The sequence below is a fragment of the Rothia sp. HSID18067 genome (genome assembly GCF_003989445.1).
Lineage (GTDB): Bacteria > Actinomycetota > Actinomycetes > Actinomycetales > Micrococcaceae > Rothia > Rothia aeria.
In genome coordinates, this window is the sequence record NZ_RBMF01000001.1 from 1,023,836 (window position 1) to 1,041,053 (window position 17,218).

Sequence of the window (17,218 nt, forward strand, 5' to 3'; positions counted from 1 at the left end):
TACGCCTCAGAAACTGCGCACTCGTACTTGTGGGGCTTATAGGGAAAGAAAGCTCGCCCCGCTAATCTGTGGAAGCGCTCTCCGTCTGCTCACCGAAAACGAGAGCACGGGCCTGCTGAGCGGAGAACGGCTGCGCCTGCGCCTCATCCCGCTTAACAGGTTTCGGGGTGTTATTGCGGTACTGTCGGGTACGCTGCTGATCGATACCCGCTGAGGCAGACACCTCCCCCAGCACCCCTACCGCACCCATGAGCGCCGAGGCGATAGACCCCTCAGCTGGTGCGCCAGCACGGCGAGCGGACTCCGAACCCTGCGAATGTTCTTTATCCCACTGCTCGTATGCTTCGTCTAAATCTTCCTGCCCGGCGGCGGCATGAGTCTCACCCTCAGCGGCACGCTCCTTCGCTTTTAGCTCGTTACGCTCATCCAGCTCGGCGCGGGTCGCGATTGAGGGAACCACCTCACGCAGCGCCTCTACGGAGATAGCGCCCTCACGCACCACCACAAACGGGGTGCAGGTGCAGTCCAGGATTGTTGAAGGCAGAGCCTGTGCCGGTGCATCATCACTTCCGGTACCTTCCGCCGTTTCGGAGGGGGCATCCTTGGTGGTTTCAGCGGCGGGGGCACTCTCAGCCCCCGAATCTGCGGTCTCTGTGTCCTCTGAGCCTGGCACATCGGTATCCGGTGCTTGAGATTTACTGTCCGAGGCAGCCGCGGACTCTTTTGTGCTGCCAGTAGATGCTGGCCGGTCACCAGCATCCACGATCAGGCTCACGTTCTCCCCCAGCTGATCGGCTGCCTGCTGCGCGTTCACCGCCGCCTGCTGCCCCGTTTTATTCGCCGAAGAAACAGCCAGCGGGCCGTGCTCCGTCAGAAGCTTCAACGCGAACTCATCATTGGGTACACGCACGGCCACCGTGCCCTGGGTATCCCCCAAATCCCAGTTAAGTGACGGGTAAGAGTACAAGATAACGGTGAGTGCACCCGGCCAGAATTTACGGCCCAGCTCGTACACCTCATCAGGAATCTCATCCGCCACACCGGACAGCGACGCCTGATCAAAAATCATGACCGGCGGCGGCATGGTGCGTGAACGGCCCTTATCGGAGAGCAGCTTCGCCACGCCCTCATGCGAAAAGGCGTCGCAGGCGATGCCGTAAACGGTGTCGGTGGGAATAACGATAGTCTCGTGCGAGTTCAAGGCTTCACGGGCGGCCGTAATGGCCTCCGAAACCTCAGTCTCACTCGATACGGGGTACAGCTTAGCTTTCACGTGCCCTATTCTCTCATGTTTTTAGGTTGCGTTGGTTCAGCCCAGGGCCACAAAATGCTGCGGGCCTTCTTACCGCCTACACGGTTGGCCTGTAACCGCACGTATGGCGGGGCCTGCCGGTTAAATCGTGCACACACCGCACTCTCACAAAACCCAGCTCGTTGAACACCTCGGCCACCGCATCCTGCTGGGTTTCATCATGTTCCATAATAAAAAACCCACCCGGTTTCACAAGGTACGCGGCCCTGGCAGCAACCGCAGCCGGTATCCGCATCCCATCCGCCGACCCCCCATAGAGCGCCATATCCGGGTCGTGCTGGGCGGCCTCGGGTTCTGCAGGCACCCGCCCCTGCGGGATATACGGCGGGTTCGACACGACCGCATCGAAGTACCCACCCAATCCCTCAAGGGCGCTGAGCGCATCGCCGTGTACGAAGTTCACATCGTATGTTTCGCAGTTAATGCGGGCCCAGGGCTCGGCATGTTCCGAAAGCTCCACCGCTGTCACCAGGGCATCATTCGGCAGGGCGTTTTTTATTGCAGCTGCAATCGCGCCTGAACCGGCGCACAAGTCAACAACCCGCAGGCGCCGCTGGGGGTACGCTCGGAGTGCGTTAAGTGCCTCTTCCACCAGCAGCTCCGTCTCGGGCCGGGGCACGAACACTCCCGGACCAACCCGCACCTGGATACGGTGAAACGCCGCCACACCCGTAATATGCTGCAGGGGTATGCGACGGGCACGGCGGGCGATAAGCGACTCATACCGTTGCATATCCTGCGCGGTGAGAACATCCCCCAGAAGCGCCCGCTGCTGCACCGCACCGCGCGTGTACCCTTCACGGGCGGTACCACGCCGGTTACCTTCGGCATCGGTACCCAGCAGATGCGCCGCTAAAAGCTCAGCATCAGCCACCGGGCTCGGCACCCCGGCCTGCCGCAGCGTGGCGGTGCCTTGGCGCAGTGCCTGCGCAAGGCTCACCCCTTCACATTGCGTCGGGGTAAGGGATGTTCCTGTCGTATCGGTCATGTCCATGTTCCGCGTCATCGCATCCACCTGCCGGCGTTGCCGTGGCACCGGTTATTTCTGCTCTTGACCCACCTGGGATAGGCGGTGCGCCTCATCCATCTCAATAGCGGACTGCACCACCGGTTCAAGGTCTCCGCCCAGTACCGCATCCAAGTTATACGCTTTGTAGCCGGTACGGTGATCAGCGATACGGTTCTCGGGGAAGTTATAGGTGCGGATACGTTCCGACCGGTCCATAGTGCGCACCTGAGAGGCACGATGCGCAGCGTTCTCCGCCTCAATCTGCTCCTGCTGATGCGCCAGCAGCCTCGCACGCAGCACACGCATCGCGGCTTCACGGTTCTGCAGCTGCGACTTTTCGTTCTGCATCGCCACCACAATACCCGTTGGAAGGTGGGTGATGCGCACAGCGGAGTCAGTCGTGTTCACGGACTGACCGCCGGGACCGGAGGAACGGTAGACGTCAATCTTTAAGTCGTTCTGGCTAATCTCAATCTCTTCGGGCTCATCCACCTCAGGGAAAACCAGCACACCCGCCGCGGAGGTGTGAATACGTCCCTGCGATTCGGTTGCCGGAACGCGCTGCACACGGTGCACACCACCCTCATATTTCAGGTGCGCCCACACGCCTTCGGCGGGCTCATTAGAGGTGCCTTTAATCGCAATCTGCGCATCCTTATAGCCGCCCACATCGGTGCTGGTGGAGGAAATAATCTCGGTTTTCCAGCCTTTGTGCTCGGCGTACCGCATGTACATGCGCAGCAGGTCGCCCGCAAACAGCGCCGCCTCGTCGCCGCCCGCGCCAGCTTTTACCTCAAGAATCACGTTACGGCCATCATCCGGGTCACGCGGGATGAGCAGGCGGCGCAGTTTCTCCCCCGCCGCTTCAAGTTCAGCCTCTAAAACGGGTACTTCGGCGGCAAACTCGGGGTCTTCGGCCGCCATCTCACGGGCCGCCTCAAGGTCATCGCTGAAACCCTTGTATTTGTTATAAGCACTCACGATACCGGTCAGCTCGGCGTATCGGCGGCCCACACGGCGCGCCTTACCCTGGTTTGCCTGCACCGCAGGATCCGCCAGCTGCGCCTGCAAATCAGCGTGCTCATCCAGTAGCACCTGGATAGATTCAAACATTGTCTATTACTCTCTTACAATTCATGAACGCACCCACCCGGTGCGCATCCTCAAAGCCAATTATGCCGTGCGAACCGCAGAACGCACCACGCCACCGGCGCTAAACGCCGAATATCGCCCGCCCCTGCTGCGCTATTAAACGCACGGGGCGGGCGATAGAAGCACCGCGACTAGTTGGGGCTCATCCTAAGGCCGTTCTTCTGCACGGTCATTAAGAACTCGGCGTTCGTTTCGGTCTTTCGCAGCTGGTTCGTCAGCACGCTCAGCGCCTGCTCCGGCTCCATACCAGCCAGCACTCGGCGCAGACCCCACATGATCTTCACCTCTTCGCCGCTGAGCAGGTTCTCCTCACGGCGGGTACCGGAGGCGGTCACATCGACTGCGGGGAAGATACGCTTATCCGCCAGCTGGCGCGACAGGCGCAGCTCCATATTGCCGGTGCCCTTGAACTCCTCAAAGATCACCTCGTCCATCTTCGAGCCGGTCTCCACCAGAGCCGTCGCCAGAATAGTCAGCGAACCGCCCTCTTCAATGTTGCGGGCCGCACCGAAGAACTTCTTCGGAGGATACAGCGCGGCAGAATCCACACCGCCGGAGAGGATACGGCCGGATGCGGGCGCCGCCAGGTTGTAGGCACGCCCCAGACGGGTCATCGAATCCAGCAGCACCACCACGTCGTAGCCGAGCTCAACCATACGCTTCGCGCGCTCAATAGCGAGCTCCGCGACCGTGGTGTGGTCCTCAGCGGGACGGTCGAAGGTTGAGGCGATCACCTCACCCTTAACCGTGCGCTGCATATCGGTCACCTCTTCGGGGCGCTCATCTACCAGCACCATCATGAGGTACACTTCGGGGTTATTCTCCGTGATCGCATTCGCGATCGACTGGAGCATAAGAGTCTTACCCGCCTTCGGGGGTGAAACAATCAGGCCGCGCTGGCCCTTACCGATCGGGGACACCAGGTCCACTACGCGCGGGCCCAGTTTCTTCTTATCGGTCTCAAGGCGCAAACGCTCCTTGGGGTACAGCGGGGTGAGCTTTGAGAATTCACGGCGGCGCGTCGAGTCTTCAACGCTCTGACCATTAATCGCCTCAATCTGAACCAATGCGTTGAACCGCTGGCGGGAGTTCTGCTCCCCTTCACGCGGCACCCGGATAGCACCCAGAATATGGTCGCCTTTACGCAGGCGGAAATGCTTCACCTGAGCCAGCGACACGTACACATCATCCGGACCCGGCAAATAGCCTGAGGTGCGCACAAATGCATAATTATCGAGGATTTCGAGGATGCCGGAGATCGGTGCCAACACATCGTTTTCGCTGACTTTATTATCGAACCCGCGGTTATTGCGGCGCTCCCGCTGCTCATTAGTGCGCTTATTGCGGCGGTTACGGCGCTCATCGTCGTTGGAGTTAGAACGATCGGCCTTGGCCTGGCGGTCATTATTCTTCTCGTACCGCTCGTTTTTCTCGTACCGTTCACGCTTATTGGTGCGGCGGTAGGTGCGCTCGTTCTGCTCGGTGCTTTCAGCCTCTTCGCTCTTACGGCGGTTATTGGTGCGTTCACGGGTGCGGGTGCGTTTCACCGGCTTCTCCGGGTCGGTACCGAACGTCATATCCAAGGCGGCGGTAATGGAATCCAGGCTGGTTGCCCCGTCTGCGGTTTCGGCCTTCAAATCGGCGGAGTTCTCGGGGAGTTCACGCTGTTCGCGGCGCTCACGAATTTTCTCGGAAGCCAGCTCTGCCTTCACATCCAGGGGAGGAAGGTCCGCATCCGTCTTAGCGGTCTTTTCGGCTTTCTTAGCCTCCTGCGTTTTACGGGTACGCGTGGTGCGGGTTCGCTTTGCGGGTGCCTTCTCGCCCTCACTTTTTTCAGCTTTCTCAGCCTTAGAGGAAGGAGTTTTTTCGGTCTTTTCGCTCTTTTTCTCAGCGTCGGTCTCATCGCGTTCAGCCACCACGCCTCCGCGCTGGTGAGACGCCACAGCCTCAACCAGATCCGCCTTCTTCAGACGCAGGTACCCTTTAATGCCCAACTGCTGGGCTAGGGTGCGTAGCTGAGCGACTTTCAGCTCGCCAAGCTTCGAGCTCGTTACGAGTGTGCCCGACGCGTTTTCGTCTTCAGTCACGACAATATTTTTTGCCACTAAATATTTCCTTATATTTGTTTTAAAACACCCAGAAAATCCCTACAGAAACTTAAGGATCGGGTTTCTCACTATTGAGCGCGGCCCCCGCCGAACTCGGGTAGAGCTCGACGCGTACTTTTACGGGGGAATCCTTTCAAAGTTCTTGGAGCATTCGTTCGCTAAGCTACCGCATTTTGCCGTAAAGGAAAAACCCTACGATAAGAAGCGACAACCCTGAACGGCGCCATTTTTACGTCTAAAAACCACAAGCGGCACCCACGAAGAACACGGAGTTTTGGTGGAGAAACCACCGGTGATTTTTTGACACTTCCGACGCGGTCAAGGCCGCTACTGAAACAGATCCCGGAAGCTTTAGACACGCCAATCGGTGACTCGGCTGTATGTGCCTACTGTGTAACTATAACACCTTCGCCATCGATTTCAAGCGGCATGACGCGCCATGACAGATGACGATTTTCAAAAATATTTCCGGGATGCTCCGCCGTGAACTTCTCAACGAATTCACACACCCGGCTGGCCTCCTTGGCGCCGCGCGCAAACGTAAGAACGGTGGGCCCAGCACCCGAGATGACAGCAGGAAGTTGCTGCTCACGCAGATACGCCACCAGAGCCGCGCTCGGCTGCATCGCGGGCACACGGTACCCCTGGTGCAGGTAGTCCACAGTCGCGTCCATGAGATACTCCGGCGCCTGCGCAAGCGACTGAATCAGCAGTGCCGCCCGGCCAGAGTTGGCCGCCGCCTGCCCATGCGGAATCTCAGCGGGGATCAGCGAGCGCGCAAGTTTGGTGGAGACCTCATAATCAGGCACCGCAACCACAGGCACAATGGTGGGATGCACCGGCACGATCAGTGAGTGCCAGTCTCCCAGCTCACCCCAGGATATTGACAGCGAACCGTACACTGACGGAGCAACGTTATCGGGGTGCCCCTCTACATCCGAGGCGATCTGGAAAATCTGGTCGCGGCTTAACCGAGCATACTCCGGCAGTAGCGCTGAGGCCGCCGCAACACCCGCAACAATAGCGGAGGCGGATGATCCCATGCCGCGCGAGTGCGGAATACGGTTGTGCGCCGTCAGTCTAAGGGCAGGGAACTCATCCAGCCCGGCCTTTTCGAAGACGGTGCGCATTGACCGAACCACCAGATGGTTTTCGTTGCGTGACACCGTATCGCTGCCCTCGCCCGACAGCTCAAATTCCAGCCCTTCGGCGATACGCTCAACCGTCAGCTCGTCATAGTACCCTAAGGCAAGTCCCAGGGTGTCGTACCCGGGGCCGAGATTGGCGCTTGAAGCGGGAACCTTGACGGTCACAGTTTTACCCACCGGAATGTCGGTGAGAGTAAGGGGCATCGAATTGAGTGACATGGGGACCTCGTACTCGGGGCGTTGTGGGGTGTGTTAGGGGTTTCTGCCCCGAACACAAACATTGTGGTGTATTACGGATTTTATCCTAGCATTGCATGTAATGCGGTATAGAAAAGCGCCCCGCCGCATCCGCTATGCGGATACTGGAGGCGCCTTCCTCAAGGGGGCGGTGGTCTAATTCAGGTCAAGAATATCTGCCACAGCCACAACATCGAAGGCTGCCTTAGTCGGTTCAACCTTCGCGCCGTTGACCGGTTCCAGCGCCCATTGCGGATCCTTCAAACCGTGACCCGTCACCGTAATGACAATGGTCTTGCCTTCGGGGGCCTCACCCGCGCGGTGTTTCTTGAGCAGACCTGCAACGCCAGCGGCTGATGCGGGCTCGACGAAAACGCCCTCGCGGGAAGAGAGCCAGCGGTGCGCCTCAAGAATCTCTTCATCGGTAACGGCCTCAATCACGCCGCCGGATTCGTCGCGTGCCGCTTCAGCTTTCTCCCATGAGGCAGGGTTACCGATGCGGATCGCGGTCGCAATCGTTTCGGGAGTGTCAATCGGGTGCCCTGCAACAATCGGCGCCGCGCCGGCTGCCTGGAAACCCCACATGATGGGTCGCTTGGTGGCGACCGGCTCTAGAACCTTGCCGTCACGGTTCGTATAAGGCTTGGAATACTCCTTGTATCCCTTCCAATAAGCGGTAATATTGCCCGCGTTACCTACCGGGAGCAAGTGGTAATCGGGGGCGTCTCCCAGGGTGTCGACGACCTCAAAAGAGCCGGTCTTCTGCCCCTCAATGCGGTAGGGGTTCACCGAGTTCACCAAGAATACCGGGTAATTCTCGCTGAGTTTACGGGCAATTTCGAGGCAGTTATCGAAGTTTCCGTCAATCTGAATAATATCGGCGCCGTGGGCGATGGCCTGCGAGAGTTTGCCCATTGAAATCTTGCCGTCCGGCACGAGTACCGCGCAGCGCATCCCCGTTTGAAGCGCATATGCCGCTGCCGACGCTGAAGTGTTACCGGTCGAAGCGCACACGACAGCTTTCGCGCCTTCGTGTTTAGCGGCGGTAATAGCGCTCGTCATGCCGCGGTCTTTGAAGGACCCGGTGGGGTTCATCCCCTCAAATTTGAGGTATACCGTATTGCCGGTTTGCGCTGATAGTGCCGGTGCGTGAATTAGCGGGGTTCCGCCTTCGCCTAGAGTTACCGGTTTTACGTCGTCCCCGAACGGGAGACGGTCGCGGTATTCGTTAATGACGCCCTGCCACACATGTGCCATGGGATTCTCCTACTTTCTGCTGGTGGTGTTGCTCGCGCGGACTTGCGAATTTCCGCGCTGAAATTCTAGTCTTCTTGGGTTATTTACCGGACTCGACGCGAATCACGGAAATAATCTCGCGCACGGTGTCTAAGCCGTCGATCACCGCGATCGCGCGGCGCAGGTCAGAGTCTTTGGCGGAGTGCGTTACTAGGCGAATCTGTGCGGCACCGTCCTGCGGAGTAGATTGACGCAAAGAATCCACCGAAATGCCGTGCTCGGCGAAAATACGGGAAATATTTGCGAGCACGCCCAGTTTGTCGTCAACCAGCATGCCTACCGAGTAGCGGGAGATAATGTCGCCCAGTCCGGTAGCGGGCAGCTGCGCGTAAGAGGACTCGGGCACACCGGGGCCGCCCAGTACCAGGCGGCGCGCTAACGATACAAAATCACCCAGAACGGCGGAAGCGGTTGGTGCCCCACCGGCACCGGGGCCGTAGAACATCAGCTCGCCTGCGTTCTGTGCCTGCACAAACACGGCGTTAAACGCGCCATGAACACCCGCCAGTGGATGCTGCCGCGGAATAAGCGTAGGAGCCACACGGATATTGACCCCCTCACCATCGCGTTCGCAAACGGACAGAAGTTTAATCACATAGCCGTCGGCATCTGCAGCGGCAACGTCATCGGCGCTTACAGCGGTAATACCCTCAACGTGAACGTCATCAATGGTGAAATCAGAATGGAACGCCAATGAGGCTACAATAGCCGCCTTTGACGCGGCATCGTGGCCTTCAACGTCGGCGGTGGGGTCTGCTTCGGCGTAGCCGAGTTCCTGGGCATCCTTGAGCGCATCGGCAAAGGTTGCGCCGGTGGTATCCATCTGATCCAGAATGTAGTTGGTGGTGCCGTTCATAATGCCCAGCACACGTGTGACGGTATCGCCTGCCAAAGAATCGCGCAGGGGGCGCAGAATCGGAATTGCACCGGCGACCGCTGCCTCATAAGAAAGCTGTGCACCGGACTTATCGGCAGCAGCCTGAAGCTCAACACCGTGTTTTGCCAGAAGCGCTTTATTACCCGAAACCACCGATTTACCGGCCTCTAGGGCACGCAGAATGCGGGTTCGTGCAGGTTCAATACCGCCGGTCAGCTCGATCACCACATCGGCGGCATCAATCAGGGCGTCCGCATCGGTAGTGTACAGTGCTGGGTTAGCATCCCAGTGGCGTTTAGCCGCAGTATCACGCACGGCAATACCGATCAGCTCAACAGGTGCCCCTATCCGTTCTTTGAGAACCGCGCTATCTTCACTGAAAATACGCGCTACCTGGGAACCCACATTCCCAGCGCCGAGCAGAGCAACCTTAATGGTGTCAGTCACGTTATCTCCTACATTTTGACCGAGTGGTGAACGCGCCTGTACAAACGGGCAACGTCATCATCAACTGTATCAAGAGAGCGGTACCTGGGCGCGGTCAAGACGCCAACATTACCGCCATTTACGGGGGTGTCGTTATATTACGTGCAGCTTCTTACTCAAACATGCGCCATGCGGTGTCATCATGCGGAAAAGATTCAGTGCCCGTACTAGAAACCCGTGTCTAGAGCAAGCATCTCATTTTCGCTTTGTCGACGAATAATAGGATATGCCGCCTCCCCCGCCGACGTAGCAATAACCGGCGGACGGCTCAGGTAGTTATAGTTCGACCCCAGCACATAACAGTACGCACCGGTAGCTGGCACCGCGAGAATATCCCCCGCACAAAGATCGGCGGGAAGATAGCAATACCGCACCACAATATCACCCGATTCGCAGTGTTTACCCACCACACGAGAAAGCACCTGCTCCCCCACCGGGGCGCGGTTTGCCAGGGTAACCGTGTAGTCGGCGTCATAGAGCACCGGGCGCGCATTATCACTCATACCGCCGTCCACCGAGACATACCGGCGCACTCGAATCTGACCGTGCTCATCCTCAATACTCACGTTTTTAATGGTGCCGACGGTGTAGAGCGTCACCCCCGAGGGACCGGAAATCGAGCGGCCAGGTTCAAAAGACATATGCGGAATCGCCAGGCCAAGACGTACGCAGGTTGCCGCGACAGCATCCGCAATCGAGACGGTAATCTGCTCAATACTGCGCGGAGTATCGGCCTCGGTATAACCAATACCATAGCCGCCGCCCAGGTCAAGCTCCGGCAGGCTAAGACCGTATTTCTGGTTCACGGCATGCATAAAGGTAAGAGCCGTATCTGCCGCCTGCTCAAAACCCTGCGCCTCAAAAATCTGCGAACCTATATGGCAGTGAATACCCCGAAAATCCAGGGAATCTGTGGCGGTGAGGATACCGGCGGCAAGCATCGCGTAGGATTCGTCCTCAGTGGTTGACCAATACTCAAGTTCATCTGCCTCTAACCCGGCAAGACGCGCGGTTCCAGGCTGAAGCGACATCCCAAACTTCTGATCCTCATGCGCCGTGGCAATAGATTCGTGGGTGGAGGCGTGCACACCGGGTGTAATCCGGATGAGCACGGGAACCGCCGGGTACGGCTCCTGCCCCGTTGCGGCGCGTTCTGCGTTCAGTTCGGCGTGTACATCCGCGATGAGTTTAAGCTCGTCAACGGAATCTGCCGCAACACGCCCTACCCCGTGTTTGATGGCGCGCGCAATCTCGCCGCGCGACTTGTTATTACCGTGCAGCGCGATATTTTGCCCGGGAACCTGCGCCCGCAGGGCAATCGCCAGTTCCCCGCCCGATGCCGTATCAAGACACAAACCTTCCTCATGCACCCACCGCGCCACGGCGGTGCACAGGAATGACTTTCCCGCATAGTAGACACTCGCCTGCGCGCCATGCCGGGCGAAAGCATCCTCGAATGCCTGGCGGTACCCGCGTGCCCTAGCTCGGAATGTATCTTCCGAAAATACGTACTGCGGAGTATCAAACTCTTTGACAAGCTCACTCGCTGCAATGCCGTCAATAGTTAGCTCTCCCCCATGATTACGCTGAAATGAGTCCGTCCAGATGGTACGGTTCAGCTCGGCGGGATGGTCAGGGCGGGTAAGCCAGTTGGGGGCGTACAGGGATTGCGCGTCGCTCATGCATAGTCCTCGGGTCTTGTGTCACGGTCACAGATTCGTGATGCCATCACCACTATATCGGAACGCCGCGCCGCCACGATGCTGCTGATGAGCGGTGTTCAGATAGCGGATGAGCCGCCGATCAACAAAAGCCGCGTACCCCACCAAGATGGGAGGGGTACACGGCTTCGGGCCGGTTAGCGTTACATACGCTCGGGGGCGGTGACCCCCAGCAGACCCAATCCGTTGGCGAGTACCTGACGTGTTGCATTATTGAGAAGCAAACGGGTACGGTGCAGATCAGTCACTGGCTCATCGCCCTTCGGAGCCACGCGCGAGAGGCCGTACCAGCTGTGGTAGGCCGCCGCAAGATTTTCCAGATAACGGCTCACGCGGTGCGGTTCGTAGAATTCCGCTGCGGTGCGCACGGCCGCCGGGTACTGCCCCAGTGCTGCAAGCAGTTCCGTGTCCGCAGGGGAATCCAGCAGCGCGGTATCCACCCCGGCTGCGGTATCCACCCCGGCGTCGGCGGCGTTACGTGCAACGGCGCATGCGCGGGCGTGCGCGTACTGCACATAGTAGACCGGGTTATCGTTACTTTTCTGCACCAGCAGATCCAGGTCAATGTCGATAGTGCTGTCCACTGAGTAGCGGGTGAGCTCATAGCGTGCCGCATCCACCCCCACAGCCTCTACCAGGTCTTCGAGGGTGACGACATTACCGGCACGTTTTGACATGCGCACGGGTTTACCGTCTTTAACGAGGTTCACCAGCTGCCCAATCATGACCTCAATCTGCTCGGGCTGGTACCCAAGGATCTGGGCGATAGCTTTCAGCCGCCCCACATATCCGCTATGGTCTGCGCCAAGCATATAAATAGCCACGTCGGCGGGGTTCTCGGAGCGGGTCATTTTGTTTTTATAGTATGCGATATCGCCAGCCACATAGGCGTGGTTGCCGTCAGATTTAATGACCACACGGTCTTTGTCGTCGCCGTAGTCGGTGGTGCGCATCCACCAGGCGCCTTCAGCTTCAAAAAGCTGACCGTCCTGTTTCATCTGCTCAATGATGCGGTCGGCCTCACCAGACTCAAATACCGAGTTTTCGTGGAAGAAGACATCAAAGTCGGTGCCGAAACGGTGCAGGGACTCTTTAATCTGCGCGAACATGAGCTCGGTTCCGATTTCACGGAAAATCTCTGCGGGATTCTCGGCATCAAGCGCATCTGGACGTTGGGCGAGAATCTGATCTTTAATATCGGTAATATAGTCGCCCGCGTAGCCGTCTTCAGGGGTAGGCTCTCCCTTGGCGGCGGCCAATAGTGAGTTGACGAACCGGTCAATTTGGGTTCCGTGGTCGTTGAAGTAGTATTCGCGCACCACGTTCGCCCCTTCGGCGTTGAGCATACGCGCCAACGCGTCACCCACGGCCGCCCAGCGGGTGCTGCCCAAGTGGATGGGGCCGGTGGGGTTAGCCGAAACGAACTCGAGGTTAATGGTTTTCCCCGCGAACTTATCGCTCGTACCGTAGGATTCGCCTGCTTCTACAATAGTTGCGGCTAGTGTGCCTGCCGCTGCCGCGTCCAGGGTGATATTGAGGAAGCCGGGGCCAGCAATATCTACCGTTGACACCCCCGGAATTGAGGCAATTTTATCGGCAAGAACGGTTGCTACTTCGCGAGGGTTCTTGCCAACTTTCTTGGCGAGCTGCAGCGCAATATTAGTCGCCCAGTCGCCGTGCTCACGCGATTTGGGGCGCTCCACACGAACCTGTGGCAGGTCGGCACCATCAACGAGGGTCAGCTGACCGGCGGCAATGGTGTCTTTAAGAACGTGAGTGATAGCGTCTGAGAGTTCTTCTGGAGTCATAAGTTAATAGTTTAGCAATACTCTGCTAGGATAGATGAGGTTCACCCTTGTAACCGATGCGGATAGAGCACTTGATTCTCCGCTGCGGCACGAAATTCCGAGCGCGCAAGGAATTATATTTCGTGCCGAAGCAGACGAACGTTAGTGAGTCTGAGAAATCGAAGGTTTTTATCGTCTGCGGCTTTGCTGGGGCGTCTAAAATTTCATATGTTAGCCCTTGTAGCTCAGTGGATAGAGCGCTTGCCTCCGGAGCAAGAAGTCGAAGGTTCGAATCCTTTCAAGGGCACAAAAACGGTCTGTCTAAACAGTAATTTAGACAGACCGCCCTTGTTTAAGGGTTAACCGCCCTTTCCCATCGCCCAAGTACCCCCGCAATAATGCCCACACCATCAGAGCAGCAAAGAAGCCAACACCCTAAAACCACGGCGTGATGCACAGAACAGTGCCCCTGCTGCCTCTCGTCCCCCACATGCGCCATGGTTGTAGCATGAAATTACACGGGAAACTCGGGAGGCTGCAATGACTATTAGCGGTTTTGCTTTAATCACCCTTGTGCTGTTTATGGTGCACGAATTTGAAGAGATTATTTTTGTGCGCCGCTATATTGATAAATATGCCGACAATAACCGGTATCACGACGAGCTTTTCGTGGCAGGGCAAGATCACTACCCTTCAACCGCGGCTATTGCGGCCATGATCGCTGAAGAATTCGTTGTTGCCTGCCTCATCCTTTGTACCGGGATCATCCTTGATTCTGCTGAGGTGGTGGCAGCTATGTTTATCGCCTACACATTGCATCTCGTCATCCATATTCGTGAGGCAATAGTCTTCCCGGGGTGGGCGCCGGGCAGCAGGACCGCAGTATTTACCATGCCGTTTAACGCTATTACCTTATACGCTATCTTTGCTACCCAGCATATCGATTACCTCACATTAGTTATTTTGACCGTGGCCTTGAGCGCTCTGGTTCTTATTAACCTACAGATGCTTTACCGTCTCTCAGGAAAGATTGAAACGTTAATCCAAAAAATTGCGTAATACGCTTAACCGCTCTTTCTGGTTGCGCAAGCGTTCCCCCGCTATTAGGTTCCCTCCCCTGTAGAGTCAGCTTTCACCGGGCTGCTGCGCAGCCTTGGGACCCACGAAGAATCGCAAAAGGTTTTCCTCCGCTTTGTTAACGAAGAACTTTTAGAGCGCCTCGCCCCGCAGCTTCCGGTGGAAAATACCACTACGTATATGCGCGGCCCTTTGGAATAGGTGGCTGTACCGCCACGAAGCACAGCTAGTGCCGTTTCGTGGCGCTTACCCTATTCTGTGTTTTCTATGCTTCTGCCGCAGCAACCTCGTCAGCGGCAGCTATGAGGGCATCCGTAGCATGCGGCTCAACGACAGCAATAGTACGCAGGGCGGATGCTGCAACACCACGTGCTTTCGGTGCGGGGGTAAGATGCTCAGGAACCGGCACCGCCACCCCGTAATGCATGCAGAGCTTCCCCAGCAGATCAAGGAGCTGGTGGGCGGGCTTTGTCTCATTCAGCAGCTCAGCCAAAACGTACAGCACCCGGTAGCCGCTCAGGGCACTCATATGCGCCGCATCCTCAAGGGTTTTAGCAAGGCGCCCGGCCGTCAGCAGCTTCTCCGCCAGCAGCAGCCGCACCTGGTGCGCAAACCCGGCGGGGTCAAAAAGGTTCGAGGCGCATAAGCCCGCAATCGCCTCCGCCGCAGCCGCCCGGTTTTCGACACTCTTCGCGCTGCAGGCAAGAGCCAACGCGGAGTACACCGGAGCCGTTGGCACTTGGCGGCTAGCTTCAAGCAGCCGCATAGTTCGCTGAACCTCTGGCACCCGGTTCTGGGTCAGGGCGCGCATTAAGCGAATGTGAGAGTGAGCGGCATAGGTATCCGGGTTATGCTGCATAAGCCAGGCGAACCATTCAGGCACGTGCTGGGTGTGCGTCCATTCTTCCCTCTCGTGTATATCGCAGCTGCCGTCAATGCGGGTGCACGGGCCGCCAAGGGCCGCCGACTGCATGGCTCCTACCCCCTGCTCTTCGGTCATCATGGGGGCTTCCCAGATGGGCAGCTCCTGTTCATCCCGCGTTGAGTCCCACAACATGCCCAAATGCGACTGCGGGTAGTGTATCCGCGTCCAGGGACGGGACTGTGCGGGTATGGGGCGCATGAACGGGGCAGCCGCGGAGCCTGAGCGCATTTCGTCAATAAAACGCATCATCTCAAAGATCAGCAGCAGGCTCACCCGCCGGTTTTCAAGACGGGCATGTCGGGTAATTGCCATGGTGCCGCCAGTAATAGTAGCAATAAGCTCCTGCCAAAGGGCACCGTCATTATCTTTAACCTCAACCAGCTCGGCGAGCGCGAGCACAAGAATCACGTTGTACCGGCAGAGAAACCCCCACGAGCTAACACTCCAGTTCGCCTCCGGGGTGTGGATACTCTGAATCTCACGTATTGTGCGGCGCATGAGCTCCCGGTTCTGCTTATCAACCGCCTCAGTTCCCAGGGTAATGATTCCGTCAAGGATACGCGCCAGCTCTTCACCTGCGCCCATGCCGTGTGTTTCCCCGGATGCTTCGCTGAGGTGCTCCGTAAGAAGCCGGTTAAGGTCCACCGGGGTGGTAATAGGCTCACTGGGCGCATAGTTATCCGGTAACGGTGCGGTGCATGGGGCAGGAATATGGGGGATTTCAGCGCCCCGTGGTACCGCCTTGCAGCTGCTCTGCGTATGATGCGGCACCTCCCCCGAAGGCTTCTCAAGTATGAGTTTTTGGGCACTCTGAGCAATATCCGCTGGGTACGACGGAAGAGACCCCCGCACCAGCTCAGACACTTTCTGAGGCACCTCTAAGTAATCGTGCTTATTGGCATAGTTATTCAGGGTGCGGAGCAAACTCAGCTGGGCTTTGACGCTTTTCTTATCGGCGCGGCTCAGCACGGCCCCGCTGGCGCTTATCAGCTCATACGGGTTATCGAGTGCACCCTCGGCTAGGAGGGTTTTGTAGGCGGCTTGGCCCCAGGCGACAGCTGGGCCAGGTTCGGTGGCGAGCAAGCTCAGGTAGTTATCTTTACGGGCAAGTATCTCGCCCACGGTGGGGGCAAGATGCTTCTGAATATTCAGGTACCAGGCAATATGACGCGCCGAGAAATCACTGAGCATCCCCGTCAGTGTGGCGTCTAAGAGGCGGTCACGGAACCCCGGCAGCCTCGCGCAGAGACTATTGAAGGCAGCCATGAGCTGGCTTTCGAGCAGCTGGTTTTCTTGCGCATCGCCGGCGCGGGTGCCGGTGGAAGAGGTGAGTATTGCCTGCGTGTCCCCCATCCCTTCGGCGGTAAAGAATGCCCAGAATTCCTTCTCACGCAGCCCCTCATCCTCCGTGAGGATACGCACTATACGTTCCGCGTGTGATTCATGGGTGAACGGCTCATCCTGGTAGGGGCGGCACAGGTAGTACCTGATTTCACGCAGATACTCCGGGTGGTACTGCTCGGGTGGCACATCCCGCATGAGGCGGCGCATAATGTGCAGGCTCCACAAATCGTGGCACCAGTGGATGTCCTCAAAAACTTTATTACCCCAGGTTCCGCCGCGGCTCATAATCCCCGCCGCAAACGCTTCACCCGCTTTCTGCCGTGCCGCTGCGTCGGTGTGAAAGCTCTCCTGGGGGTAGAGCGGGTACCCGGGGTCTGGGTGGTGTTTCACCCAACGGTTGTCTGCGTCTTCCTGCCCGGTAGAGTGCGCGAATAGCCCTTTCGGGTATGTCACGTGGTCGCGGCGTGCAACGGCTGCACGCAGATAAACTATGCGCAGGGTTGGTCCTTCAGCCTCGTACACCGCAGCAAACCCGCCTAGGGCGCGCATGATGGTGGTGCGTTCTTTTTCGTCTGCGTCAGCTAGGATGCTATCGAGCGTGTGCCAGTCTTCGGTGTTTTTATGGGCTAGAGCAGCGCGTAATGCCTCGAAGCGGTTCTGGCTAGGTGGGGTGACAAGACCCGGTTCTGCGGTGGTATTACCGGCCATAATCTTCCTCATATTTATTCAGTGGTACTTG

The 17,218-nt window shown here is 57.9% G+C and carries 11 protein-coding genes and 1 tRNA gene; 2 read left to right on the forward strand and 10 right to left on the reverse strand.

The features are described 5' to 3' along the window. Positions 1 to 61 precede the first annotated feature (61 nt). The 9 genes from D8M23_RS04535 to argS all read right to left on the reverse strand — a co-directional run bounded on the left by D8M23_RS04535 (position 62) and on the right by argS (position 13,154). Positions 62 to 1,273 (reverse strand): L-threonylcarbamoyladenylate synthase, encoded by a 1,212-nt coding sequence (locus D8M23_RS04535; protein WP_126853843.1) that lies wholly within the window; start codon positions 1,271 to 1,273, stop codon positions 62 to 64. Positions 1,274 to 1,349: 76 nt separating this feature from the next. Continuing rightward, positions 1,350 to 2,300 (reverse strand): peptide chain release factor N(5)-glutamine methyltransferase, encoded by a 951-nt coding sequence (gene prmC, locus D8M23_RS04540; RefSeq protein WP_126853948.1) that lies wholly within the window; start codon positions 2,298 to 2,300, stop codon positions 1,350 to 1,352. A gap of 51 nt (positions 2,301 to 2,351) precedes the next feature. After that, positions 2,352 to 3,434 (reverse strand): peptide chain release factor 1, encoded by a 1,083-nt coding sequence (prfA, locus tag D8M23_RS04545; protein ID WP_006888877.1) that lies wholly within the window; start codon positions 3,432 to 3,434, stop codon positions 2,352 to 2,354. Positions 3,435 to 3,604: 170 nt separating this feature from the next. Beyond that, positions 3,605 to 5,578, reverse strand: a complete 1,974-nt coding sequence (gene rho, locus D8M23_RS04550) for a transcription termination factor Rho (protein WP_126853844.1) — start codon at positions 5,576 to 5,578, stop codon at positions 3,605 to 3,607. A gap of 389 nt (positions 5,579 to 5,967) precedes the next feature. Continuing rightward, positions 5,968 to 6,948 (reverse strand): homoserine kinase, encoded by a 981-nt coding sequence (thrB, locus tag D8M23_RS04555; protein ID WP_126853845.1) that lies wholly within the window; start codon positions 6,946 to 6,948, stop codon positions 5,968 to 5,970. Between the two features lie 174 nt (positions 6,949 to 7,122). Then, on the reverse strand, positions 7,123 to 8,223 hold the full coding sequence (thrC, locus tag D8M23_RS04560; protein ID WP_126853846.1) for a threonine synthase: 1,101 nt from the start codon (positions 8,221 to 8,223) through the stop codon (positions 7,123 to 7,125). Between the two features lie 79 nt (positions 8,224 to 8,302). Further along, a complete protein-coding gene (locus D8M23_RS04565; RefSeq protein ID WP_006888912.1) occupies positions 8,303 to 9,586 on the reverse strand; it encodes a homoserine dehydrogenase in 1,284 nt (427 codons plus the stop codon). Between the two features lie 206 nt (positions 9,587 to 9,792). Beyond that, complete coding sequence (lysA, locus tag D8M23_RS04570) at positions 9,793 to 11,307, reverse strand: diaminopimelate decarboxylase (RefSeq protein WP_126853847.1); 1,515 nt, start codon at positions 11,305 to 11,307, stop codon at positions 9,793 to 9,795. Positions 11,308 to 11,489: 182 nt separating this feature from the next. Continuing rightward, the gene (gene argS / locus D8M23_RS04575) at positions 11,490 to 13,154 is read right to left on the reverse strand and encodes an arginine--tRNA ligase (RefSeq protein WP_126853848.1); all 1,665 of its coding nucleotides are present in this window, start codon (positions 13,152 to 13,154) and stop codon (positions 11,490 to 11,492) included. Between the two features lie 213 nt (positions 13,155 to 13,367). On the opposite strand from argS, the gene D8M23_RS04580 reads away from it, so the two are divergent. Both D8M23_RS04580 and D8M23_RS04585 read left to right on the forward strand, forming a co-directional pair. Further along, positions 13,368 to 13,440: transfer RNA gene (locus tag D8M23_RS04580), tRNA-Arg, on the forward strand. 233 nt (positions 13,441 to 13,673) lie between these two features. Continuing rightward, positions 13,674 to 14,192 carry an HXXEE domain-containing protein gene (locus D8M23_RS04585; protein ID WP_126853849.1) on the forward strand — a complete coding sequence of 173 codons (519 nt, stop codon included), beginning with the start codon at positions 13,674 to 13,676 and terminating at the stop codon, positions 14,190 to 14,192. Positions 14,193 to 14,475: 283 nt separating this feature from the next. Here D8M23_RS04585 and D8M23_RS04590 read toward each other — a convergent pair whose 3' ends face one another. Then, complete coding sequence (locus D8M23_RS04590) at positions 14,476 to 17,187, reverse strand: DUF6493 family protein (RefSeq protein ID WP_126853850.1); 2,712 nt, start codon at positions 17,185 to 17,187, stop codon at positions 14,476 to 14,478. Positions 17,188 to 17,218: the final 31 nt, after the last annotated feature.

Coding starts and splice junctions, on each gene's coding strand:
- prmC (WP_126853948.1), bottom strand. CDS start 2,300: ATGACCGATACGACAGGAACATCCCTTACCCCGACGCAATGTGAAGGG.
- prfA (WP_006888877.1), bottom strand. CDS start 3,434: ATGTTTGAATCTATCCAGGTGCTACTGGATGAGCACGCTGATTTGCAG.
- thrB (WP_126853845.1), bottom strand. CDS start 6,948: ATGTCACTCAATTCGATGCCCCTTACTCTCACCGACATTCCGGTGGGT.
- thrC (WP_126853846.1), bottom strand. CDS start 8,223: ATGGCACATGTGTGGCAGGGCGTCATTAACGAATACCGCGACCGTCTC.
- lysA (WP_126853847.1), bottom strand. CDS start 11,307: ATGAGCGACGCGCAATCCCTGTACGCCCCCAACTGGCTTACCCGCCCT.
- argS (WP_126853848.1), bottom strand. CDS start 13,154: ATGACTCCAGAAGAACTCTCAGACGCTATCACTCACGTTCTTAAAGAC.
- D8M23_RS04585 (WP_126853849.1), top strand. CDS start 13,674: ATGACTATTAGCGGTTTTGCTTTAATCACCCTTGTGCTGTTTATGGTG.
- D8M23_RS04590 (WP_126853850.1), bottom strand. CDS start 17,187: ATGGCCGGTAATACCACCGCAGAACCGGGTCTTGTCACCCCACCTAGC.